The sequence below is a fragment of the uncultured Marinobacter sp. genome (genome assembly GCF_947488835.1).
Taxonomy (GTDB): Bacteria; Pseudomonadota; Gammaproteobacteria; order Pseudomonadales; family Oleiphilaceae; genus Marinobacter.
Genome location: NZ_CANLBK010000004.1, coordinates 252,166 through 267,665, shown reverse-complemented (window position 1 = coordinate 267,665; position 15,500 = coordinate 252,166). Strand labels below are relative to the sequence as shown.

Annotated in this window: 14 protein-coding genes; 7 read left to right on the top strand and 7 right to left on the bottom strand. The window is 54.7% G+C overall.

What is annotated here, in order from left to right:
• Positions 1-104: 104 nt before the first annotated feature.
• Together Q0824_RS14830 and Q0824_RS14825 are read right to left on the bottom strand one after the other, a co-directional pair.
• On the bottom strand, positions 105-1,136 hold the full coding sequence (locus Q0824_RS14830) for a lipase secretion chaperone (RefSeq protein WP_298452346.1): 1,032 nt from the start codon (positions 1,134-1,136) through the stop codon (positions 105-107).
• A gap of 157 nt (positions 1,137-1,293) precedes the next feature.
• On the bottom strand, positions 1,294-1,524 hold the full coding sequence (locus tag Q0824_RS14825; RefSeq protein ID WP_298452343.1) for a hypothetical protein: 231 nt from the start codon (positions 1,522-1,524) through the stop codon (positions 1,294-1,296).
• 269 nt (positions 1,525-1,793) lie between these two features.
• Between Q0824_RS14825 and Q0824_RS14820 the strand changes: the two genes are divergently transcribed.
• From Q0824_RS14820 to panP, 4 genes are all read left to right on the top strand, one after another.
• Entirely contained in the window at positions 1,794-2,426 is a 633-nt protein-coding gene (locus Q0824_RS14820) for a TetR/AcrR family transcriptional regulator (RefSeq protein WP_298452340.1), read from the top strand.
• Positions 2,427-2,428: 2 nt separating this feature from the next.
• Entirely contained in the window at positions 2,429-4,129 is a 1,701-nt protein-coding gene (locus tag Q0824_RS14815; protein WP_298452336.1) for an acyl-CoA dehydrogenase family protein, read from the top strand.
• Between the two features lie 145 nt (positions 4,130-4,274).
• On the top strand, positions 4,275-4,622 hold the full coding sequence (locus Q0824_RS14810; RefSeq protein WP_298452332.1) for a DUF503 domain-containing protein: 348 nt from the start codon (positions 4,275-4,277) through the stop codon (positions 4,620-4,622).
• A 172-nt stretch (positions 4,623-4,794) separates the two neighbouring features.
• A complete protein-coding gene (gene panP, locus Q0824_RS14805) occupies positions 4,795-6,471 on the top strand; it encodes a pyridoxal-dependent aspartate 1-decarboxylase PanP (protein WP_298452329.1) in 1,677 nt (558 codons plus the stop codon).
• Between the two features lie 157 nt (positions 6,472-6,628).
• Here the strand turns inward: panP and Q0824_RS14800 are convergent, their stop codons facing one another.
• Positions 6,629-6,898: a hypothetical protein gene (locus tag Q0824_RS14800; protein ID WP_298452326.1), complete on the bottom strand. Its 270-nt coding sequence runs from the start codon at positions 6,896-6,898 to the stop codon at positions 6,629-6,631.
• 99 nt (positions 6,899-6,997) lie between these two features.
• Positions 6,998-8,557, bottom strand: coding sequence for an inorganic phosphate transporter (locus Q0824_RS14795; protein ID WP_298452324.1), 1,560 nt, complete (start codon positions 8,555-8,557; stop codon positions 6,998-7,000).
• Between the two features lie 214 nt (positions 8,558-8,771).
• Here Q0824_RS14795 and Q0824_RS14790 point away from each other — a divergent pair, with 214 nt between their 5' ends.
• The 3 genes from Q0824_RS14790 to Q0824_RS14780 all read left to right on the top strand — a co-directional run bounded on the left by Q0824_RS14790 (position 8,772) and on the right by Q0824_RS14780 (position 13,035).
• Positions 8,772-9,875 (top strand): GGDEF domain-containing protein, encoded by a 1,104-nt coding sequence (locus Q0824_RS14790; RefSeq protein ID WP_298452322.1) that lies wholly within the window; start codon positions 8,772-8,774, stop codon positions 9,873-9,875.
• Positions 9,876-9,951: 76 nt separating this feature from the next.
• Positions 9,952-10,404 (top strand): flavodoxin, encoded by a 453-nt coding sequence (locus Q0824_RS14785; RefSeq protein WP_298452319.1) that lies wholly within the window; start codon positions 9,952-9,954, stop codon positions 10,402-10,404.
• Positions 10,405-10,473: 69 nt separating this feature from the next.
• Positions 10,474-13,035 carry an EAL domain-containing protein gene (locus Q0824_RS14780; protein WP_298452316.1) on the top strand — a complete coding sequence of 854 codons (2,562 nt, stop codon included), beginning with the start codon at positions 10,474-10,476 and terminating at the stop codon, positions 13,033-13,035.
• Between the two features lie 13 nt (positions 13,036-13,048).
• On the opposite strand, the gene Q0824_RS14775 is transcribed toward Q0824_RS14780, so the two are convergent.
• From Q0824_RS14775 to rd, 3 genes are all read right to left on the bottom strand, one after another.
• Positions 13,049-13,903: an acyl-CoA thioesterase II gene (locus Q0824_RS14775; protein WP_298452313.1), complete on the bottom strand. Its 855-nt coding sequence runs from the start codon at positions 13,901-13,903 to the stop codon at positions 13,049-13,051.
• Positions 13,904-13,995: 92 nt separating this feature from the next.
• The gene (locus Q0824_RS14770) at positions 13,996-15,150 is read right to left on the bottom strand and encodes an FAD-dependent oxidoreductase (RefSeq protein WP_298452311.1); all 1,155 of its coding nucleotides are present in this window, start codon (positions 15,148-15,150) and stop codon (positions 13,996-13,998) included.
• A 19-nt stretch (positions 15,151-15,169) separates the two neighbouring features.
• The gene (gene rd, locus Q0824_RS14765; RefSeq protein WP_072795848.1) at positions 15,170-15,337 is read right to left on the bottom strand and encodes a rubredoxin; all 168 of its coding nucleotides are present in this window, start codon (positions 15,335-15,337) and stop codon (positions 15,170-15,172) included.
• Positions 15,338-15,500 lie beyond the last annotated feature (163 nt).

Below are 15,500 nucleotides of genomic sequence, written 5' to 3'. Positions count from 1 at the left end.
CTCCGGGGCCTCTGGTTGCAGGCTACCAACGTATGCAGGCAATGCGTCCAAAGCGATAATCAATCCAAAGCAGGTCCTGAACCGCGCCGTTTGCACAAGCCCTGTTACTGAACGGAATCCAGCGCCTTGGCCCGGACACGTTCAGTTCCGCTGAAATATTTCTCGCGTAATTGGCTCAGGCTTTCGTCCTTTTCCGGCTCAGCCAGGCCTGAAGCCTTTAGGGCATCACGCTCTTCAACGTAAGACTGCCACCGACGATTCCAATCCTTTTGTTCTGCGTCCAGGGCCTCCAGCCTTTGGGCTGCCTCATCACCAAATTCTTGCCGACGCCAGGCCCGCAACGCCTCCGGATCGTTTTCCATCGCCTCGCGCGCCTGCTCGTAACGGGCGAATTTATGGGTATTCTCCCGCGCCTGCCGCAGAGGTTCTGGCAACGCCATTTCTGCCTCAGCGAAGGCTGCCTCGCGCTGTTCCTCCGTCAGGCTGCCGTCTCCTCCAATGCGTCGCTTTTTGAGTTGATACTGATCTATAGCCTCCTCATCCGCAAAGAAAGCCTCCGCAGTATCGGCATTCATCCAGGTTCTGCGCAGTGCCTGAATCTCCAGCATCCGGCGCTCCATCTCACCCGCACCAGACACCCCTGCCTCACCGTATGCCGCTTCGAGATCAGACAATGCGAGCTTGTAATCCAGATAGCGTCCAAGGGTATCAAGCGCCTGACTCCGCGCGGGCTCCTCCAGCACTGACAGGGCAAGCCGAACTCTTGCCACCAGCTGAGACAAATCTTCTTCGCCCAGTGCCGATAGATAGTACTCAAACAACTGCCGCAATTCCCCTGTAGGGGTGAGGTTGCCAAAACGGTCTGTTATCGCCCAACCGCCGGGCTCCGTCGTGCCTTCCAGTGAAGCCGGTAGATGATCGGGCACCGTATGTTCAGCGGAGTCATTAACCAGTCTGGAAGGATACTGCGGGCGGCCTGCAGAAAAACCTGCGTCATCCGTTTTCAGATTGTCTGGGCGTTCAACAGAGCGAACGGAGGTGGGCTGATTCTGGGCGCTATCAGCAAGCAGCCAGAGTGCAATTACAACTGCTATGATTACAGGGACGGCAAACGAAAGTTTGGAAACAGATTTCATGATGATGAGCAGCTCCGGCCATGGGTGGCTTGGCTACGACCCGGGTAACGAAGATCGAGGCGCCTATGCGGGCCATAATAGGCGGAAACTGGACGTTTGACCGAGACAGACCGCAAAAACAGGCCGGAGTATAAACCCCGGCCTGCAAAGACAATACTCAAAGTGCGCGGTTATTAAAGCCCGTCTCCACCTTACGAGGGGAGTCAACGCGAAAAGATGTCTCAACTTCCTGAATTCTGCCTCCCTGACTCAGGAAAGCGTCGATATCCTGCTGTAGTTGCGCCCGCACCCGTGCCCTGCCAGCGATCGAATGTGTATCGTCACTTTCGCTGTTTGAGTTAGCCCAGTTACCGGATTGCTCCAGATTGCTTTCGTCGAACTCGCTCATGGTTATCTCCATCAACGAAAACAGTGTTACAAGCGCGGCAACCCAAATAAAGCAGCCGCACTCCGTCTCGACCAGCCGCTACTGCGGCGCCGTCTTGGCGTCTTTATAATCTGCTTTTGATGGCAGAGCTATTACCACCAACAAGTTTTTTGTAATTTTTTGTAAATAACCGCATCCCCATGAATTTAATAGATAAAATAAAGGTGACAAATAAGTGTTTGCACCGAACAAAAGAATGAATCAATATTCACTAATAGCGGGAGCCCGGAATGGCTTATCGTGAAACAGAGAAGATGCGACTGCGTAAAGCCGCGGCGCGTCAGCGGATCGCTGAATGCACCTACGAATGCGTTGCAGAGGGCGGCTTTCGCAATGCACGAATTACTCGCATTGCCCAGCTCGCTGATGTTGCCACAGGAACGATTTACCGGCACTTCGAGTCAAAAGAGGACCTGTTTGCTGAAATATTCAGGCAAGCCACACAGCGCGAAATCGCCAAGGTAACAAAGGCCCTGGCAACGCCGGGAAGTGCTACAGAGCGACTGGAAAAAGCATTGCGGCAGTTTGCCGAGCGTGCACTGAAGGGACCTGTTATGGCCTGGTCCCTCATTGCAGAGCCGGTGGATCCCAAGGTTGAAGAAGAGCGGCTGGCTTATAGAAAGGCCTACGCCGGCCTGTTTGAACAAGCGATCCGGGAAGGCATCGAAGAAGGGTGTATCCCGGATCAAAACGCCCGCCAAAGCAGCACTTGCCTGGTTGGCGCTATTGCGGAAAGCCTGGTTGGCCCTTTGTCACCCACTCAAACCAACCTGGCAGCCGCGAAAGAAACTGAAAACAATGACCAGCTGGTCAACACAATCATCTGCTTTTGCTTACAGGGGTTGACCGGCATCAGGAGGTAGTTATGAATACCCCACAGCCAGTGCCCGGAACACCCGAAGAAGCACACAGTGATCGCTATTTGGCGATCACTCACGAGGTAGTCAACCAGCCGCCAGCGCTGGAAAACTACAACCTGTATGAGCAGGATATTGCCCTGCAGAGTGCGGTTCATCGCGAAGGTGCCGGGAAAGCGGAAAGCGATCTGAAGGCTTTTGGCACCCTTGCCGGCAGTGCTGCAACGATCGACCTCGGTTTCCGGGCTAATAATAACAAACCGGCACTCAATACCCACGACCGCTTTGGCCACCGCATCGACGAAGTGGATTTTCACCCCTCGTACCACCAACTGATGGGCATTGCCTTCGAAAGCGGCCTTCACAGCAGCCCCTGGACAAACCCTGGAAAAGGCGCACATGTAACCCGCGCAGCTAAGTACTACATGCACTCCCAAGTGGAGGCTGCACACTGTTGCCCGGTCACCATGACCTTCGCTGCAATACCCTCTATCCGCAAACAACCGGAACTGGCGGAGCTCTGGGAATCCCGCATACTGGCCAACAGCTACGATTCCCGCAACCTGCCCGACAGTCACAAAAACTCCGTATCCATCGGCATGGCGATGACCGAAAAACAGGGTGGCAGCGACGTACGCTCCAACAGCACCCTGGCTTACCCGGTAGGAGCCAAGGGCCCCGGACAGGCTTATGAGCTGGTAGGCCATAAGTGGTTTGTCTCGGCCCCTATGTGCGATGCTTTTCTGGTCTTGGCCCAAGCCCCCGGCGGTTTATCTTGCTTCCTGATGCCTCGCTGGCGCCCGGACGGAACCAAAAACCCCTGGCAGATCCAGCGCCTTAAAAACAAAATGGGCAACGTAGCCAATGCCTCCAGTGAAGTAGAGCTGCGCGGTGCCCTGGCCTGGATGATCGGCGAAGAAGGGCGAGGCGTACCCACCATCATAGAAATGGTTGCCATGACCCGCTTCGACTGCATGATTGGCAGCTCTGCCGGCATGCGCCAGGCCGTGGCTCAGGCCACACACCACTGCCGCCACCGCAGCGCCTTCGGTAGCCGACTGAACGACCAGCCGTTAATGCAGAATGTACTGGCCGACCTGGCTCTGGAAAATGAAGCCGCCCTTGCCTACACCATGCGAGTCGCCCGGGCCCTCGACAACCAGGATCAGGAACACGAACGCTTGTTTGCCCGCCTGGCAACACCCGTAGGCAAATACTGGATCTGCAAACGCGCACCCAATCACGCCTATGAATCTATGGAGTGCATCGGCGGCAGCGGCGTAATGGAAGACTGCATCATGCCTCGACTGTTCCGTGAATCTCCGGTGAACGCCATCTGGGAAGGTAGCGGCAACGTCCAGTGCCTGGACACTCTACGCGCCATCCAGAAAGAACCGGAAACCCTCGACGCCTTCTTCCGCGAAGCCGCCGAAGCAAAAGGCGCAGACCGCCGCTTTGACCAGTTCCTGGCACAGCTGCAAAACGACTTTGCCGACATCAGCGACTTCCAGTACCGCGCCCGCAACCTGGTAGACCGGATGGCACTGGTCATGCAAGCCTCTTTGCTGCTGCGCAACGGCGACAAAACCCTGGCCGATGCCTTCTGCGCCTCACGACTGCAGTCCAATGGCGGCATGAACTACGGCAACCTGCCCTCGGGCATTGATGCTGCGGCTATTATCAAGCGGGCAACGCCTGTAGTAGGCTAAGCAAAACCTATCAGCAGCTTAAGGGAGCGGGTGGGGCGCAGCTTCTGAAACTGTGCGGAGCCAGGGATGGCGGAGCCAAGCGTACACGGACGTATCCACAGCGTGTTTCAGAAGCTGCGCCCCACCTGCTCTTTCACGGAGTAACATGTCAGAAGCACTAAGAAAATTACTCAAAGAAGGCAATGCGCCCCAACACAACACCGCGATCACACCCCACGTAGGCGTACTCACCCTGCACTTCCAGCTTTACGGCTGCGAAGACCTCAAGGCCAAACGCAAAGTCTTCACCCCGCTGCGCGCCGTCTGGGGCAAAGAACCCGACCTGGCCGTAGCCGAAACCGCCGACCTGGAAGCCCTCGATTGCGCCACTTGGACAATCGCTGCGCTGGGCACCTCATCGCAGCAAATCACCCAGCGCCTCGACCAGGTAGAGAAAGCCATACAGGAAAAGGTCGATGCGGCTATACTCGACATTCACCGGGAAATTCTCTGATAAAGCTCAGTGGCACAACATTTAAGCAGCCCGTATACTACGCCCCCTCAGGGATGCCAGTGTGCCTGGAAGCGACAGGTGACAAGTAACCAATGCCGGAAACAGACCCCGGCTGTATCCGTTGGGCATCGGGAACAGGCCCTGCGGTGACCACTGATTGTGTGTGGTATCTATGACCGGCAAGAAAAAGACGGCTCAGGCCTCAGTTGAAGCCATGTATCGCGTGTTCACCGTGCCCGAGGCACCGGAGTCCACGCTCAGCCGTATTGACCAGAATATTTCCCGCAACCTTGCAGGCTTCCTGCAAGAGCATATCGTTGCGGTTGAACGGGATCTTGCAGACGTCGAGAAGAACTTCTCCGACTACACCATCCCGGAAAAGCCCGTGTTCGTTTCAGAGCAGGCCCAATTCCTGCTCGACAAACTGGTTGCCAATTCCGTTCACACTGCATCACCCGCCTTTATCGGCCACATGACCTCAGCACTGCCATACTTCATGCTGCCGCTGTCCAAGATCATGATTGCCTTGAACCAGAACCTGGTAAAAACTGAAACCTCCAAGGCCTTCACGCCTATGGAGCGGCAAGTGTTGGGCATGATACACCGGCTGGTGTATCAGGAAGACGGCGCCTTTTATCGCAAGTGGATGCACGACCCCCGCCATTCCCTGGGAGCCATGTGCTCCGGGGGCACAGTAGCCAACCTCACCGCACTCTGGGTTGCACGCAACCGTGCTTTCCCGGCAGAAGGCAGCTTCCGCGGCCTGCACCAGGAAGGTTTGTTCCGTGCATTGAAATACTATGGCTACGAAGGCGCTGCCATAGTGGTATCCCGCCGCGGGCATTACTCTCTGGGCAAAGCCGCCGACGTGCTAGGCCTTGGCCGTGAATCTCTGGTTGCAGTAGACACAGACGACGATAACCGAATCCAAACAGACGCCCTGCGTGACAAGTGCCTGGAATTGCAGAAACAGAAAATCAAGGTTATGGCCATCTGCGGCATTGCCGGCACCACCGAGACCGGCAACGTTGATCCTCTGGACGCCATGGCAGACATCGCCCGGGAATTCGGTGCCCATTTCCACGTAGATGCAGCCTGGGGCGGCCCAACACTGTTCTCCCGAACCTATCGTCATTTATTGCGCGGCATAGAAAAGGCAGACTCAGTCACCTTCGATGCCCACAAGCAGCTGTATGTGCCTATGGGTGTTGGTTTGGTGGTATTCAAAGACCCCAGCCTCGCCAGTGCTGTTGAGCACCACGCCCAATACATTATCCGTAAAGGCTCCCGCGACCTGGGCTCTACCACGTTGGAAGGTTCACGCCCCGGCATGTCGATGCTGATCCATTCCGGTTTGAAAATTCTGGCCCGGGAAGGCTACGAGATACTGATTGATCAGGGTATTGAAAAAGCGGCAAACTTCGCCGAAATGATTGACGCTCAACCTGATTTTGAGCTGGTGACCCGGCCTGAGCTGAACATTCTTACCTACCGCTACTGCCCGGAAAACGTGCAGCAAGCTTTGGCTTTGGCTGATCCACTTCAGGCGGAAAAGCTTAACGCGTGCCTGAATAGCGTCACCAAATTTATCCAGAAAACCCAACGGGAACGGGGCAAGGCATTTGTGTCGAGAACCCGGCTGGAACCAGCCTGTTACTACAAGTTCCCGTGCATTGTGTTCCGGGTTGTTCTGGCGAATCCTCTGACCACACCTGAAATACTGGCGGACATTCTGGAAGAGCAGCGAGAGCTTTCAGGAGAAGAAGGAATTCAGGACGAAATCAGAATACTGCACCAAATGGCGGATGCGGTGCTGAAGCAGCATGAGCAAGGGCAAAAGCAGGCCTGAGACAAGCAACTCTGAAGATTCGGTGAGCAGGACGGGGCGAGGCGATTTCAGAAACCGTGCGGAGCCATGGATGGCGGAGCCGAGCGTACAGGGACGTATTCACAGCGTGTTTCTGAAATCGCCTCGCCCCGTCCTGCTCGCTCCACCGGAGCCTAGCTCAGTACAAAGCCTCTTCGTCATCCAGCACTTCGTCAATAATTTCCAGGAACATTCTATCCGCGTCACTCCATTTTTCCGGAATACGGATGGTTGTGTTAGCGCTGATTTCCCGGGCGATCACTTCGTCGGAGCCAGGCTGAGACCGGTACTTTCGGGCAATGTCGATAGACTTTACCGCGATGGTCGGATCGCTTAACACCTTCTTGATAAACACTCGAAGCTCATCAATCACCTTGGCCTGACGACGGCTTTCAATCGGTGTACTCATACCTCACCCTCCGGGGCAAATAAATTCTGGGGGAGCATGCAGCTCCCGTAGCATATACACAGTATGGCCAAACCTAAGCGTTACAACCAGCCAGCACAATCAGACGAACAGCCCACGCAAAGTGAAAAACAGTATGGCTGCCATAATTGCTGATGCGGGCACTGTGATAATCCAGGCAGCCGCTATTCGAACAAGGTGTGAGCGTTTAACCATTTCTTCTTTGTAGATTTTCTTGAGCCGCTTGCGGTCCGACTTGGTAAGCGGCACGTGCTTCTTTTTCTTGGCCCGCTTGAGAAGCTTCTCCATCTCTTCAACAGAAGCGTTGCGGAAGTCATCCAGGAAAGGCTTGAGACGCTCAAGATCATCTTCATCACGCTCTTCCATGATCTTATGCAATTGCGTCGCGTAATTGGATTTCAGATACTCACGCAAAAAGCCAACACCGAAAACGCCGCCAATGGCAATGTGCGTAGAGCTCACCGGCAAGCCCAGTTGCGACGCCAGAATAACCGTAAGTGCCGCCGACAGTGCAATACAGAAGGCACGGGTCTTATCCAGCTCGGTAATTTCGCTGCCCACGGTTTTGATCAGACGCGGACCAAAGAGCATGAGGCCGACGGTTAAGCCCAGGGCACCAATCATCATGACCCACAGAGGAATGCTTGAAGCTGTCACGATCGCACCGTTGGATAGCGCATCGTTGATGGCCGCAAGTGGGCCGATAGCATTCGCTACGTCGTTTGCACCATGGGCGAAGCTTAGCAGAGCAGCCGCAAATATCAGTGGCCAGGTGAACAGGGTATTCACCCCCCCTGCGCTGTTTTCCATAGTGGCTGCGCGACGAGAAGCCAGAGATCGCACGATAAAAAAGGAGACTACCGCAGCACCCAAGCCGACCAGAGAGGCTTGAAGGAAGTCGACCTCAACAATTTTCTTTACGCCTTTGATCATCAAGTAGGTGCCGAAGGCCCATGCCATGATGGCGACGAGCCAGGGTACAAAGGTTCGCGCTGCAGGTATTACGTTCCTTCTATAAAGCACAGTTTTGTTGATAACAAATAGCAACAGGGCCGCCAAGGCCCCGCCAAGAACTGGCGAAATAACCCAGCTGGCGGCAATCTTGGCCATAACACCCCAATCTGCAATGCCCCAGCCGCCAGCAGCAATGCCGGCGCCGAGCACGCCGCCGACAATGGAGTGGGTGGTGGATACAGGCGCACCCATCCAGGTGGCCAGATTGAGCCAGAGCGCACCTGCAAGAAGAGCTGCTGTCATCAGCCAGACAAAGGCGCGGCCGTCTTCAAGACTTGTGGGATCAATAATGCCGCCCTTGATGGTAGAGACAACATCGCCACCCGCAATCAACGCACCAGCAGATTCAAAAATGCCTGCCAGAATAACGGCAGCACCCAGAGAGAGAGCACCAGAGCCAACCGCAGGACCAACGTTGTTTGCAACGTCGTTAGCACCTATATTGATCGCCATATAGCCGCCGATGACCGCTGCAGCCATAAGCAAGGTGCTATTGGGCAACCCTTCACTGAAGGAACCTACCGCCAGCCAGACGCCGAGCAAGAACAACAAGCTGAGCCCGACCCGGTATCGCTCTGTAGAGTTGCTGGTAAGAAGAGTGTCCAGAAATCCGCTTGAACGGGCCATAACAGAATAAGTCTCATTTGGTCTGAATGGGGAAGGATCCACCGTGTAGCGCGCAACTATAAATTTTTTACCCTGAAATTGAAACTAATGTGCGTCTGCGCGAACCGATCACACAATACACCTGAAACAGATGCATACCTACCGTTGCCTGATTCATAATGGGCAAAGAGCCAGAGTAATAAACAACAGCGTTGTACATAACAACAAGGCCGCTATGACAAAACACTCATCCTTGGGCTATCAAGCTGCACAGGAACGCGAAAGCGCGCAGATTTCACTGGTGCTGACGTGGCTGTCACTCGCGGCGATTTTGACCCTGTTCGGCATTGGCGCAAAAGCCTGGAGCTCAGCACATTACGGTCACGCTCTTGCCCTGTGGGGATTTATTCTGCCCGTGGTCGCGAACATGGTCTGGTTTGCCTTCTCCCGGAATCGCGAGATACAAAAAACCGGGCTTTTGGTTATTGTAAGCTTTCTTTTTACTTACCTCATAGCCTCCGGCGGTGAGAGCAATACCGGCCCTCTGTGGTTCTACGTGTTTCCGCCTCTGCTGTTTTTCCTGACCAATCTGAAAACCGGCACCATGATTCTTCTGCTGGTCTATCTGGTTGCCCTTATTGTGTTCCAGTTTCCCGGCCTGCCCTTTGTGCAGGCGGAGTACAGCGGCGACTTCAAGATCCGCTTTTTCGCAACACTGACCTTTGAATCGATCTTCTGTTTTGTCCTCGAAGCCAGCAGACTGAAGGCTCGTAACGAATTGCTGGATCTCGCCCTGACTCACGAACATGCGGCCAAAACCGATGAGCTTACCGGGCTGTCTAATAGGCGAGATATCCTGAATCGGTTATCGGAAGAGTTTTCACGGTACCAGCGTTCCGGGCACCACTTTTCCATTGTTCTGATCGACCTCGATCTTTTCAAGAATATCAACGACCACTATGGCCATAGCGCTGGCGATGCAGCTCTGAAGCAGTTTGCCACAACGGTGCAGTCCGTCATCCGTCAAACCGATGTGGCGGCCCGCTGGGGCGGCGAGGAGTTTCTCCTGCTGCTGCCGGATACATCCCTGCTTCCAGCTCTCACGCTGGCCGAACGCTTACGCAGCGAGGTAGCGCGGGAGAGCTTTAGCTTCCACGGCGAGGATTTACCCATAACCATGAGTGCGGGCGTCTGCTCTATTTCTCAGGCCGACTCCATTGACAACATGCTTCGCCAAGCAGACTTGCATCTCTACAGCGCCAAGGAATCCGGACGCAACCGGATTGCACCTCGGGTACGCAGCCAGGCTGCAAATGCCCAAGATGCACCAAGCGCTTGAGACTGCATAGCCTGGCCGCTACTATCCGGCGCTAAATAAAACCTGGAAAATCGATTTGCACTGAACGGGAAATTACATGAAAGACATTCGAATTCTGGTGGGTAGCGTCTATGGCGGGGCACTGATGACCGCCAAAGCCATCAAGCAGGCTCTGGATGCCGAAGGCTATTCCGTTAAGGTTCTGGAGAACCCGACACTGGAGGATATGACCTCTGATACGGCCCCTTTGCTGGTTTGCACATCGACCACTGGCGAAGGAGAAGTTCCCGGCAACCTTCTACCCTTTTATGTGGATTTGCGTGATCAGTTACCACAACAGCCAGGACGCCCCTTTGGCATCATTGTTCTGGGGGATAGCTCTTACGGTGATACGTATTGTGGCGCCGGCGAGCTGATGGAAGAAGCACTTTATGAAACCGCTGCCCGAAAGGTTGGCGACACTCTACGCATTGATGCGCTGGAAACCCAGGAACCGGAAGAAGAAGCCTTGCCCTGGGTACGTAAATGGGTATCTGCCGCACTAAACTAGGAGCACTTTGGGCCGCTATTAGCTACAGTCCACACTGGTTTTGAAAACAACCACAACTTTCGGTGAATCGTGACAAGATTCAAATGGTTTCGCACTCTGACAGCAGTTGCGCTGTTTTTATCCCTGGCGTTTAGCTGCCAGGGCGCTGAGGCGTTCCATTTTCCCAGTGTCGAGTTTCTCCGCCTGTCTCCCGACGCTGAACTGTCGCCCGCCGAAGCATCAGCCTCTGGTGACTGGCAACCTCTCGCAAACAGCAGCGCAAATTTTGGCTACACCCGGGATACCATTTGGTTCCGTTTTGATGTTCCTGTTAACCCCCAGATTAATTTGCTTGAGATCGGGTACGCCCATTTGGATCACGTTGTCTTTTATCTGATGGAAAACGGGCAGGTTATTGAAGCGACCGTTACTGGCGACCATCACCCCTTCAAAGAGCGCCCCATCCTCAACCGGCACTTCCTGTTCCCGTTCAGCGCGGACACAAGCACTGATCGGCAGGTTTTGCTCGAAGTGAGAACAACAGGTACTTTGCAAGCACCCTTGGCTCTATGGAATGCTCAAACGTTTTTTGAGCACGCATCCGTTGAGGAGCAGCTCCATGCCATCTATTACGGCGTATTGATCAGCGTTATTTTTTTCAACCTGTTTGTATTTTTTGCTCTGCGCGAGAATGTCTATCTTTTCTACGTGCTCTCGACGATAAGCTACCTTCTGCTAATCAGCAGCTTGAATGGCACGGCCTTCCAACTGCTGTGGCCAAGGAGCCCTGAGCTTCATAGCTGGGTCACCTTGCTTTCCATACCCTTTGCCGTCATGTTTACCCTGTTATTTTCGCGCTCATTTCTCCAACTTGAACATTCCGGGCCGGCTCTGAACCGGGTTGTCATCGGCTTTATTGCGGCAAACGCACTCCTGATCGCAGCCTCCGGCCTGCTTGATTTCAGCACTTCCATACGGTTATCGGTGGCTGTCGCGATCCCAAGCACGCTGCTTCTTACCATCATGGGGCCATTACAATGGATACGCGGCAACCCACAAGCTGGCTATTACACAATAGCCTGGTGCGCCTTGTCCGTTGGCAGCGCCATTACCGGTGCGAACAAAGCCGGGTTTATGCCCAACAACTTTATTACAGCTTACGGTATGGAGATCGGGTCTGCCCTTCAGGCAGTTTTGCTGGCACTGGCGCTGGCCGCGCGGCTTTACCAAGAACGCCAAGGGAAGGTAGCAGCCCGCGATGCGGAGCTGAAAGCCATGGCAGCCCGGCGTTCAGCCGAACTGAAACTAATAGAAAACGCACTACACAACTCGCTTACAGGCCTTCCCAACCGTACCAATTTCGAGATGCAAGTGAATGACCTGATTCGCCGGACTCCAGACACCCGGCACGGCATTGTCGTCATCCACCTGAATAACTTGCAGTCTGTGACCAAGACCCTTGGGCACCGAAACAGCGACCTCATTTCAGAGGTGACCGCGAAAAATGCGAATGCTATCGCCCGTCAGATTCCAGGCGTTATCTCTCTTGGTCAACATAACGGGCGCAGCTTTTACACAGCCTCTCTCGACCTGGAGACATTAGTCTGCATAGTGGATGCCGATATGACCGAGCAGGCACGCAGAGCGGTTGTCCGTGCACTGGAAGCTATCCGTGCCCCCGTCGATTTTCTTGGCATGAAGATTCCACTGAACGCCCAGATTGGCGTCGCCGTTTCACCGGTTGATGGCACTGACGCATCCTCTTTGATTCGCAGGGCTTCGATAGCGGAGGGCTCAGAGCGCGCCCGTGAGCGCGGAATTGCGTACTACAGGCCATCCCTGGACTCATACAGTGCCAGCCGGCTTACGATGGTCTCAGAATTACAGAAAGCACTTGTGAATAATGAACTGGCGCTCCATTTGCAGCCCAAGCTGAACCTAAGAACCGGCAGGATCTGTGGAATGGAGGCCCTCATTCGCTGGCCAGCAAGAGAACAGCCCGTGCCTGCGGATGAAATCATCACGCTGGCTGAGCAGACAGGGCTGATAAAACCACTCACCCGTTGGGTGCTGGAGCAATCACTTGAACTCCGGAGCCGCCTGCTCGATAACGGCCATCTTCTGGACCTCTCGGTCAATATCTCACCGAATAATCTCCGGGAACCGGATTTTCCGATGTTTGTAAAACGCTTGATGGGGGCACACGTGGAACACCGGGGCGCGATCATCTTTGAGGTTACAGAAACATCGATGATGCAGGACCCCGTCAACGCTCTTAAAGCCCTTAACTCACTGGCCAACGCGGGGATTCCGGTGTCCATTGATGACTTCGGGTCCGGCTACTCCTCGCTTTCCTATATCAAGCAATTACCCGCCAGCGAAATCAAAATTGATCGATCGCTTATTACGGATCTGGCTACCCGCGAAGAAGACAGAGTAATTGTTCAGACGACCATCAACATGTGTCACAGCCTCGGCTACCTGGTTGTGGCCGAGGGCGTGGAAGAGGAGGCCACTGCAGATCTGCTGAAAGGGATGGGCTGCGACATGATTCAGGGCTACTTCCTGAGCCGGCCGCTGCCACTTGAACGCATGCTGGGCTGGCTATCCCAAAGGCATGAAGCCGTCACCAGACAACACACCCCCGGATAACACTCAATCGACGTTAACGCTTGCGAATCAACGCTTCCTGAGTTGCCGATGCCACCAGGACACCGTCTTGATTAAAAAAGTTACCCCGATTAAAACCTCGCCCGGAAGACGCACTCGGGCTGTCCTTATCGTAAAGCAGCCAGTCTTCCATACGGAAGTCGCGATGGAACCACATGGCATGATCAAGACTTGCCGCCTGCAGCTCGTTGTTCATAAACGATACACCATGGGGATTGAGAGATGTTCCCAAAAACGAAAAATCCGATGCGTAGGTGAGCAGGCAGCGATGTAAAACCGGATCATCCGGTAAGGTACCCAATGCCCGGATCCAGTTTTGTTTGTGGGGCGGGCGCTTATCAGGCTGGAACGGATTCGTAGGGTTCACTGGCCGTATTTCTATGGGCCGGTCGCGGGTCATAATCTCCCGGAAGGCTTCCGGTGCATGCGGCGCCATTATCTTGCCCCAATCCTGCTCCGAACGCAGGGTTTCAGGGTCTGGCGCTTCGGGCATGTCGACCTGGTGATCAAACCCCTCCTCCGGGGCATGAAACGACATAGAACCTGTGAGGATTTCCTTGCCATCCTGGCGTGCGATAACTCGGCGAACAGAAAAACTGCCACCATCCCGAACCCGCTGAACCTCGTATTCTATCGGCATTTGCTTGTTGCCGGGCCGCAGGAAATAGGCATGCAAGGAATGGCAGAGGCGACCTTCAACCGTATGGCTGGCAGCCATCAGAGCCTGCCCGAGCACCTGCCCTCCAAATACGTGGGGAAACCCCAGGTCCTGGCTCTCGCCCCGATAGTGGTCATCGCCAGTGGGGGCGAGATACAGCAGTTCCACCAGTTTTTTTGTGACGTCAAGCATGCCTGCTCCTGTTGATTCGTTAGCTCACGAAGGGTTTTCTACCGCAAGCGGAGAACTTTCGCAACGAAAAGCGCCAACAGGAGGCAGCGCATTCAAGAATGAATGGGTGGTACCACTTTGGAGAGCGCCTGCTTTTCCAATGCAAACCGGCCGGTAACCGCAAAGCCCAGAACCTCTCCCTCTTTGCTTCTGAACAGGGATTTTACATGGGTCCCATCCTGCTCGGTTTCCCAGCTACCTTCGGCATCTGATGGCGGCGGGCACACCGCTGTCGGGCAACACGGGGTTTTGATCATCACAGGCATGGTGCCGTAGATTACCTCTGTCGGCGCTCCCGTCAGGGTCTTTGCCAGGGCACGGGCACATGCCATCAACGGCAGAACGTAGAGCAGCACATGGCCATCTACTTCAGCACAGTCACCCAAGGCATAAACATCCTTGGCCGAGGTTTCCAGCAGTCTGTTTACTTTAATCCCCCGGCCCACGTCGATCCCGGCTGCTCTTGCCAATTGTGTGCGGGGCCGCAAGCCTACCGCAGAAATTACAATATCCGCTGGCAGTGTTTCACCATTGGCGAGGAACAGCTTTACATCTGTCCCAACCGGCTCTAAACGCTCCACCACGGTTTCCAGATGAAACTGCACGCCCAAGGCTTCCAGTTCCTGCTGCACCGCGTTCGCGGCAACTGGAGGAAGCAAACTCGGCATGACAACATCGGAAGGCGCAATGATATCCACCTCGTAGCCGCCATTACGCAGGTCGTTGGCAAACTCGCAGCCAATTAACCCGGCACCCATAATGGCCACTCGACCACCTGGCATCAGTGCCTTGCGGAACACCCGGTAATCTTCCAGATCGTTGATCGGGAAGACTCGCTCCTGACCCTCACCGGGTATCGTCAGCCGAATCACATCTGCGCCCCAGGCCAACACCAGCTTGCTGTATGTCAGGCTACTATCACCCAGCAATAATCGGTGGCCGTTGGTGTCTATGCCGGTCACAGTGGTGAAGGTGCGCAGTTCGAGGTTCAACTGTTCTGCCATCGCCGCAGTGGCTGCCTGAGCCAAACCGTCTGCATCCTTACCTTTGGCAAACCCGGTAGAGAGCATGGGCTTGGAGTAGCTGACGCCATCATCGGCAGTCACCATCACAATCCGCACGTCTTTATCCTGCTTACGGATTTCACGGGCCAGGGAGTAACCTGCCAAACCGGTTCCGACAATTACGATGGGTGTCTGCTCTGTCATAGCCATGCTCCGTTCGGGTTCAACCGATCTCGATCATTTCAAAATCTTCCTTGCCCACACCGCAATCGGGGCAAACCCAATCTTCGGGCACATCATCCCAGGCAGTCCCAGGCTCAATACCGTCTTCCGGCCAACCTTCTGCTTCATCGTAAACCAGGCCACACACTACGCACTGCCACTTCTTCATAAACGATATCTCCACCACACATTTTTACAGGATGCGACGCAATGATACGCGGCGCGTAATGATTGACCAATGCCAGCGAAGACGCTCACACCGAGTTTTTCTGCCAATTGTCCGTATTATACCCCCTCCCTTCCGCCGTCCCTCTCCGGTATAATCGCCCGTT

Bases quoted from the DNA above. Each gene is read 5' to 3' on its own strand.
- panP (WP_298452329.1), top strand. From the start codon at position 4,795: ATGACCGGCAAGAAAAAGACGGCTCAGGCCTCAGTTGAAGCCATGTAT.
- Q0824_RS14795 (WP_298452324.1), bottom strand. From the start codon at position 8,557: ATGGCCCGTTCAAGCGGATTTCTGGACACTCTTCTTACCAGCAACTCT.
- Q0824_RS14775 (WP_298452313.1), bottom strand. From the start codon at position 13,903: ATGCTTGACGTCACAAAAAAACTGGTGGAACTGCTGTATCTCGCCCCC.
- Q0824_RS14790 (WP_298452322.1), top strand. From the start codon at position 8,772: ATGACAAAACACTCATCCTTGGGCTATCAAGCTGCACAGGAACGCGAA.
- Q0824_RS14825 (WP_298452343.1), bottom strand. From the start codon at position 1,524: ATGAGCGAGTTCGACGAAAGCAATCTGGAGCAATCCGGTAACTGGGCT.
- Q0824_RS14815 (WP_298452336.1), top strand. From the start codon at position 2,429: ATGAATACCCCACAGCCAGTGCCCGGAACACCCGAAGAAGCACACAGT.
- Q0824_RS14820 (WP_298452340.1), top strand. From the start codon at position 1,794: ATGGCTTATCGTGAAACAGAGAAGATGCGACTGCGTAAAGCCGCGGCG.
- Q0824_RS14810 (WP_298452332.1), top strand. From the start codon at position 4,275: ATGTCAGAAGCACTAAGAAAATTACTCAAAGAAGGCAATGCGCCCCAA.
- Q0824_RS14800 (WP_298452326.1), bottom strand. From the start codon at position 6,898: ATGAGTACACCGATTGAAAGCCGTCGTCAGGCCAAGGTGATTGATGAG.
- Q0824_RS14770 (WP_298452311.1), bottom strand. From the start codon at position 15,150: ATGACAGAGCAGACACCCATCGTAATTGTCGGAACCGGTTTGGCAGGT.
- Q0824_RS14830 (WP_298452346.1), bottom strand. From the start codon at position 1,136: ATGAAATCTGTTTCCAAACTTTCGTTTGCCGTCCCTGTAATCATAGCA.
- Q0824_RS14785 (WP_298452319.1), top strand. From the start codon at position 9,952: ATGAAAGACATTCGAATTCTGGTGGGTAGCGTCTATGGCGGGGCACTG.
- rd (WP_072795848.1), bottom strand. From the start codon at position 15,337: ATGAAGAAGTGGCAGTGCGTAGTGTGTGGCCTGGTTTACGATGAAGCA.